The sequence below is a fragment of the Streptomyces sp. NPDC088400 genome, from assembly GCF_044753355.1.
GTDB lineage: Bacteria > Actinomycetota > Actinomycetes > Streptomycetales > Streptomycetaceae > Streptomyces.
This window is the reverse complement of record NZ_JBIVMZ010000009.1, coordinates 376,121-382,375: the sequence shown is the minus strand read 5'-3', so window position 1 is coordinate 382,375 and position 6,255 is coordinate 376,121. Positions and strand designations below refer to the sequence as shown.

Annotated in this window: 6 protein-coding genes; all 6 read right to left on the bottom strand. The window is 64.7% G+C overall.

Annotated elements, in window-relative coordinates; genetic code table 11:
- Positions 1–94 precede the first annotated feature (94 nt).
- Positions 95–466 (bottom strand): hypothetical protein, encoded by a 372-nt coding sequence (locus ACIQD6_RS24145; RefSeq protein ID WP_401885551.1) that lies wholly within the window; start codon positions 464–466, stop codon positions 95–97.
- Between the two features lie 2 nt (positions 467–468).
- Positions 469–936, bottom strand: a complete 468-nt coding sequence (locus ACIQD6_RS24140; RefSeq protein WP_401885598.1) for a YbaB/EbfC family nucleoid-associated protein — start codon at positions 934–936, stop codon at positions 469–471.
- Positions 937–1,045: 109 nt separating this feature from the next.
- Positions 1,046–4,621 carry an AAWKG family protein gene (locus tag ACIQD6_RS24135; RefSeq protein ID WP_401885549.1) on the bottom strand — a complete coding sequence of 1,192 codons (3,576 nt, stop codon included), beginning with the start codon at positions 4,619–4,621 and terminating at the stop codon, positions 1,046–1,048.
- Positions 4,622–4,732: 111 nt separating this feature from the next.
- Positions 4,733–5,242, bottom strand: coding sequence for a type VII secretion system-associated protein (locus tag ACIQD6_RS24130; protein WP_401885548.1), 510 nt, complete (start codon positions 5,240–5,242; stop codon positions 4,733–4,735).
- A gap of 95 nt (positions 5,243–5,337) precedes the next feature.
- The gene (locus ACIQD6_RS24125) at positions 5,338–5,658 is read right to left on the bottom strand and encodes a WXG100 family type VII secretion target (protein ID WP_401885545.1); all 321 of its coding nucleotides are present in this window, start codon (positions 5,656–5,658) and stop codon (positions 5,338–5,340) included.
- A gap of 107 nt (positions 5,659–5,765) precedes the next feature.
- Positions 5,766–6,110, bottom strand: coding sequence for a WXG100 family type VII secretion target (locus ACIQD6_RS24120; protein WP_401885542.1), 345 nt, complete (start codon positions 6,108–6,110; stop codon positions 5,766–5,768).
- Positions 6,111–6,255 lie beyond the last annotated feature (145 nt).

Genomic DNA, 6,255 nt, shown 5'->3' with positions numbered 1-6,255 from the left:
AGTACGCCAAATTCTCCCTGGCCTCAAGGGGCATTTCCCCAATGAGGCCAAAGAGCATTTTCCGGACATCCGGAGGGAAATTGATCTCCTCCACTTAGTGCCTACCGCCTCCGACTTCATCGGAGGGGACGTCGAGCTTCGCCGCCTGCTGATCGATCGCGTCCTGCGCGTAGGACTGCGTGCCCGCGATGTTCGAGAGGTTGCCGAGCGTGGCCAGTTCGAGCGCCGAGAACGCGCTGCTCATGCCCCTGAGGAACGACACGCACATGTCGTTGTTCGCCTGGTACTTCGGGTGGACCTGGTGGTAGAAGTCGTCCGAATAGCCGTCCCAGCCACGGTAGTTCGCCTGGTCGGCGATGAAGTTGTCCGTGACCTCGTCCGTCTCACTCGACAGGCCCGAAATATCGTCGGCCCCCTGCTGGAGACCGGGAACATTCGCCTCGTACCTGCCCCAACCCATGCCCATGTTTACCGTCCCCTCGGCAGTGTGTCGTCCGCGTCTTCATGAATCTCGTCCCGCAGACGGTCCCCCGCGGACCGCCTCATACCGCTTCCCGGACCTCCGTCGAATGCCGAGCCGAACGCCCGCTCCCAGTCGATGTCCACTCCCCTGACCCCTGTCGCCCCGCCGCTCCCCTGGGCAAGTGGCGCGAACATGTCCATTACTTTACGGGCCATCTGCGCGCGCCCTTCATCGGCCGCCTCCAGTATGGACGCTGCCAACTGCGGTCCCGTCATGGACTGGTGCTTGCCGTCCAGGAATTTGAGCCCGGTCAGCTCGCCCTGCGGGCCGACCGTGGCCTCCACGACGCGGTCACGCGACCGCACGGTGGCCGTGGCCCGGCTGAGTTCGCCCTCGGCGTGTGCGACGGCGTTCTGTACGGCCTCCAGTTCGGCCATGGCCTGCGACAGCTTCTGTTCCATCGACTCGCTCAACGAACACCCCTCCAACTGGTCGTGCGGGTTTCCCCGGTCGTACGGGTCACCCCGGTCGTACACGTCCGACGCATCCGATACGGCGTCACCGTCACGCTCTCCGTACCGTTCACCGGCCGATCACCGCCGGCGCGCCGCCTTCGTCCGTTCCCCAGACATCCTCGTCCTCGGGCACCCACGAGTCGCGGGCACGGTCACCGCTCTGGGTCTGGGTCTGGTTGGGCGCGCCGCCGCCTGCCATCGGCGGGAGGAACGGGTTCTGACCGGCGGTGTTACCGCTGGCCGCGACCCTGACCTCGTCGTCGGCGTAACCGCGGCTCCCGGGAAGGGGCGGCCTCGCGCCCGGCTGCGGACGGCGGTTGCTGACGACATCCCCGTCGATCACACTGCGGACGCGCTCGGCCTTCGAGTCCTGACCGCCGCCCGCGCCGCCCATGCCGCCACCCATACCGCCCATGCCGCCACCCATGCCGCCGCCCATGGGCATCCCGCCCGAGCCGGTGCCGGTGCCGCCCGAGGACGAACCCATGGCGTCCGCGCCGCCCCCGCCGAAGCCCGGGAGCGGTCCGCTGTTCAGCTGGGTGCGGTTGTGGTTCGGCGCGCTCGACCCGGAGGACGCCGCCGCCGCGTTGCTGTCCAGGGGCGACTCGTAGGGGTTCTCGTCGAACAGCTCCTCCTCGTAGCCGGAGAGGTCGTACGAAGGCGAGTTGTAGCCGTCGAGGGAGCCGCTGTTGAGGGGGCCGGAGGTGGGGGGCTGGTAGCCGTTCAGCGGGTTGTCGAGGTCGTTGAGGTAACCGGACCTCGTCGTGCCGTCCGGGTTGGTGATCGTGGTGGAGCCGGTGTCCGGGTCGATCGTCTGGCTGGTGCCGTCCGGGTACTCCATGACCACGTTGCCCTGCGGGTCCAGCCGCGTCGTGCTGCCGTCCGGATTGGGCAGCAGATCACCGGTGTTGAGGGGGCCCGAGACGGTCGTACCGTCGGGCCGCGTCAGGGTCGAGCTGTGCGTGAGCGGGTCGATCGTGGTGGAGCTGCCGTCCGGGTATTCGGTGACCAGCCGGCCGTTGTCGTCGATGTGCGACTCGCCGCCGCCGGGGACGTCCAGGACGTCGCTGACGGGGAGGTTGCCTTCGTTGACGGGACCGGAGATGTCGGGCGAGAGAAGATCGCCACCGTTCAGGAGCCCTCGGCTCTGGTCGCCGAACCGCGCCTCGGCCTCGTTCTGCTTCTTCTCCGCCTCTTGCTGAAGCTGCTCCTGCTTCGCCTGGGCCTCGTTCTGCTTCTTCTCCTGCTCCTGTTGGAGCTGGTCCTGCTTGGCCTCGGCCTCGTTCTGCTTCTTCTCCTGCTCCTGTTGGAGCTGGTCCTGCTTGGCCTCGGCCTCGTTCTGCCTGGCCTCCGCCTTGGCCTCCTGCTCGGCCTGCTTCTGCTCGGCCTCCTTCTCCTTCTCCTCCTGCTTCGCCTCCTGCTCGGCCTGCTTCTGCTCCTGCTCGGCCTGGAGCTGCTCCTGCTTGTCCTCCTGCTCGGTGCGGATGCGGTCCGCCTTGGCCTCCTGCTCGGCCTGCTTCTGCTCGGCCTCCTTCTCCTTCTCCTCCTGCTTCGCCTCCTGCTCGGCCTCCTTGGCCTCCTGCTTCTTCTCCTGCTCTGCCTGCTTCTGCTCGGCCTCCTTCTCCTTCTCCTCCTGCTTCGCCTCCTGTTCGGCCTGCTTGGCCTCCTGCTCGGCCTCCTGCTCGGCCTGCTTCGCCTCCTGCTCGGCCTCCTTCTTCGCCTGCTCCTTCTTGGCCTCCTCCTGCTGGGCCTTGGCCTGGTTCATCTGGAGCATCTGCATCTGCTCCTGACGCCCCTGCGCCTCCTCCTGCTTGCGCTCGGCCTCTTCCTGCTTGGCCTCCTGCTTCGCCTGCTGCTCGGCCTGTTTGGCCTCCTGCTCCTTCTCCTTCTGCTCCTGCTTCGCCTCCTGCTCGGCCTGCTTGGCCTCCTGCTCCTTCTCCTTCTCCTCCTGCTTGGCCTCCTGCTCGGCTTCCTTGGCCTCTGCCTTGGCCTCCTGCTCGGCTTCCTTGGCCGCCGCCTTGGCCTCCGCCTCGGCCGCCTTCTCCTCCTGCTCCTTCTCCTTCTGCTCCTGCTTCGCCTCCGCCTCGGCCGCCTTGGCGTCCGCCTTGGCCTCCGCCGCGGCCGCCTTGGCCTCCGCCTCGGCCTTCTCCTTCTCCCTCTCGGCCTTCGCCTCTTCCTTCTCCTTCTCCGCCTTGGCCTCCGCCGCGGCAGCCTTGGCCTCCGCCTCCGCCTTCTCCTTTGCCGCTTCCTCCTTCGCGATCCTGGCCTGCTCCTTCTGCCAGGCTATGAACTCGTCCTGCTTCTTCTGGGCCTCTTCAGCAGCCTTCTTTGCGTCGTCCTCCTTCTTCTTGTTGTCATCCTCCAGCTTGTCGGCCTTGTCCTCGGCGAGCCCCTCCTTGAGGGTGTCTCCACCTCGGGACTTGACGGTCCCCAGGTCGAAACTGCTGTTGCTCCAGGCGTTCTTCACATATTCCATCGCGTCGATCGCGGCGGCCTCAAGATTGTCCTTGACGGACTGCTGCCACATCTCGATGGATTTGTTCCCGATGGCCTCCCAGGTACTGAGATCCTTGAGGTCACCGAAGTCCATCAGCGTGTCCCGCTGCGCCTTGGCCCTGTTGTCGAACCCCTCTTCCGCAATATAGTTCGTGTAGTAGCTGTAACCGGCACCCTCGATCTCGTAAGTGATCTTCGTTATGTTGTGATCCCACGTATAGTTCATCACGTCTGTCAGCAGATCGCTGAGCCAGCGCAGCGGGTTCCCCATTTTGAGTTCCCAGTCCATCCAGACGTTGTGCAGATCTATCACCGCCTTCTGGAGGTCCTTTTTCGCCTGCCGGATCTCATTCCCCTGCTTCGACTGGTAACTCCCGTTCGGGCTCGTGTCCTCCTTGTAATCGGTGTACTGCTTGTTGATTTTATTGAGGAGGTCCCAGAAGACACCCGCCGCCTGGCCGCGCCACGCCTCGTTCTTCTCCGTACCGAGCCTGCCCGCCCATTCCTCCACTATCGCCTGCTGCTTCACGAAGAACTCGGCGACCCGGTCGAAGGAACCGGCCACCACGTCGAAGGTCCCGAGCGACACGGAGTCGGCGTCGGCCACGGGGAGGCCGTTCCAGGCGAAACCGTGGGTGCCGAGCTTCTCGTCGTTCCGCAGCTTCTCCAGCGCCAGCCCGGTGCCGTAGGCGTACTGCGTGAGCTTCGTGGTGTCCCAGGTGGGCTTGCCGTCCATCCCCAGGTGTCCGTCGATACTGCTGCTGAAGGTCCCGCCCTCGTAATAGCCACCGGTCGGCGGCCCGTCCACCGACTTCTGACCGAGCAGCGTGATGCGCGCCTTGTGCATCGTCACGTCCGACCCCGCACCGCCGCTCGTCGAATAGAACGGGATGACGAAGTCTGTGTTGTTGATGTCGTAGCCGGCGTTCTCGTACAGCCAGTTCAGGTCTTCGGTGTCGACGTAGTCGACATAGCCGACATCGGATATCTCCACCTTCATCTGGGGAATACCCTCATTGCCGACCAGCGTGTCGAAGAGATCGGCCCGCGGTGGCGCTTTGAATCCCGTGAAGAAGCTGATGGCCTCCGCCCACTTGTCGTTGGTGCCATCGAGTGCGCTGGTAATCTTGCTGGGATCGAGCGCCATGCCGGGAGCCCTTTTCGGTCAGGAGGTACGGGTCAGGGAGTACGAGTCGGACGTACGAGGGAGATGCGATGCGAGAAAATTCAACAGGCCTGCGAGGAAAGCGGGACAGGATCAGTCCTCGTCTTCGTCATCCCCGCCCCCGCCCCCACCGCTGCCTTCGGAGAGCACATCGTCGACGTCCTCGAAGAAGTCGACGAACTTCTTGCCATCGATCTTGTCCAGACTCTCGTCCTGCGTCTTGAACATCTTGTCCATGCTGTCTTCGAGGTTGGCCTCGATCTCCTCGAACAATTCGCTCTGCTGCTTCAGGATCCCGTCGAGCTGCTCCAGAATGGTGTTCAACGACTTCACCAGGTAACCGCCGTTGACCCGCCCCCCTTCGTCAGCCGCCATCGTGCCGATCGCGATCGGAATCTTCTGTCCGTCGTAAAAGCCCGACGCCGTCTTCGCCCCGTTGTCCGCCAGCAGATTCCCCACCGCCGGAACCGCCAGGTCGTCGCCCGGGGCGGTCCCGTCCTCCCTGATCAGCCTGATCGCCTCCCGGAACGGGCCCACGTCGTCGGTGAGGAAGCTCTGCATCCAGGCCTTGTTCAGATTGACCGTGGTGGTGTTCTCAGCCATGCCGTTCTCCTCCTGTTTGCGCGAAGGGCGGCCGTCCGCATGACGTACACGCGGACGGCCGCCCGGGAAAAAAAGGGGGGGTGTCGCCTACGCGGTCAGCCGCCGATGCGCACGGTCTCCCACAGCTGCGTGAGGGACTTCTCGCTGTACGAGTAGCTGTCGGAGACGTCGGTGAGCAGCGCCGAGTTCTCGGCGAGGATCCTCTTCATCTCCGAGACGGCGTTGTTCCACGCCGTCTGCTTGTCGGTGTACACACCCCGGTCCTCACCCTCCCAGGACTCCTTGAGGGACTGGAGTTCCGCGTCCAGGTTGGTGAGGATGCTGTCGATCGCCTTGGTCTGCTGGACCATGTCGTCGGCGGCGTTGTTCATGTGGGAGTAGTCGACGTAGATCTGTCCGTCGTTGAAATCAGGCATCGTTGACCTCATCTCGCAGCAAGTGCGTCAGGTACAGGTGGGGGAAACGTTCATCCGGACACCCCTTGCGGAGGGGTGTCCCGGCGCGTGGGCGACCGGTGTCCGGATCAGCCGTGCAGCGCGTTGAAGATCGCGTCGGCCCGGCCGCGCTGCTGCTCGATGGCGTCGCTCGACTCGACCTGCTGCATGCCCTTCGCCCGGCGCGTCTCCTCGAGCGTGTCGGTCATGTTCTGGAGGTTGAGGGAGATGATCTCCGCCTGGCGGTCCCACGCCTCCAGCAGCTTCTGGTAGGCCCCACCGTCGCCACCCTTGTAGCCGGAGGACAGGTTGTTCTTCATGTTCTCGACGTCCTGGCGGCAGTTCTGGACACCGCTGAAGGCACTCTCCAGAGCGGTGATGCCGTTCGCTGTTGCCTGATCCTCCGACTGCTGCCTACCACTGGGACCTGCCATGGGCGTGTGCCTCCTGATTTTCGCCGCCCGGCGTACGGCCCGACGGCATGCGCGACCGGACGGGGAAGGTCTGCATCCGGTTGGTCTGGACAACTGAGACTAGAGAGTGGCCAGTTCCGGCTTCAATGGCCTCACTCACTTTCTT

What these genes read in the sequence shown, in the direction of transcription:
- ACIQD6_RS24145 (WP_401885551.1), bottom strand. Translation starts at nt 466, where the DNA reads ATGGGCATGGGTTGGGGCAGGTACGAGGCGAATGTTCCCGGTCTCCAG.
- ACIQD6_RS24135 (WP_401885549.1), bottom strand. Translation starts at nt 4,621, where the DNA reads ATGGCGCTCGATCCCAGCAAGATTACCAGCGCACTCGATGGCACCAAC.
- ACIQD6_RS24130 (WP_401885548.1), bottom strand. Translation starts at nt 5,242, where the DNA reads ATGGCTGAGAACACCACCACGGTCAATCTGAACAAGGCCTGGATGCAG.
- ACIQD6_RS24125 (WP_401885545.1), bottom strand. Translation starts at nt 5,658, where the DNA reads ATGCCTGATTTCAACGACGGACAGATCTACGTCGACTACTCCCACATG.
- ACIQD6_RS24120 (WP_401885542.1), bottom strand. Translation starts at nt 6,110, where the DNA reads ATGGCAGGTCCCAGTGGTAGGCAGCAGTCGGAGGATCAGGCAACAGCG.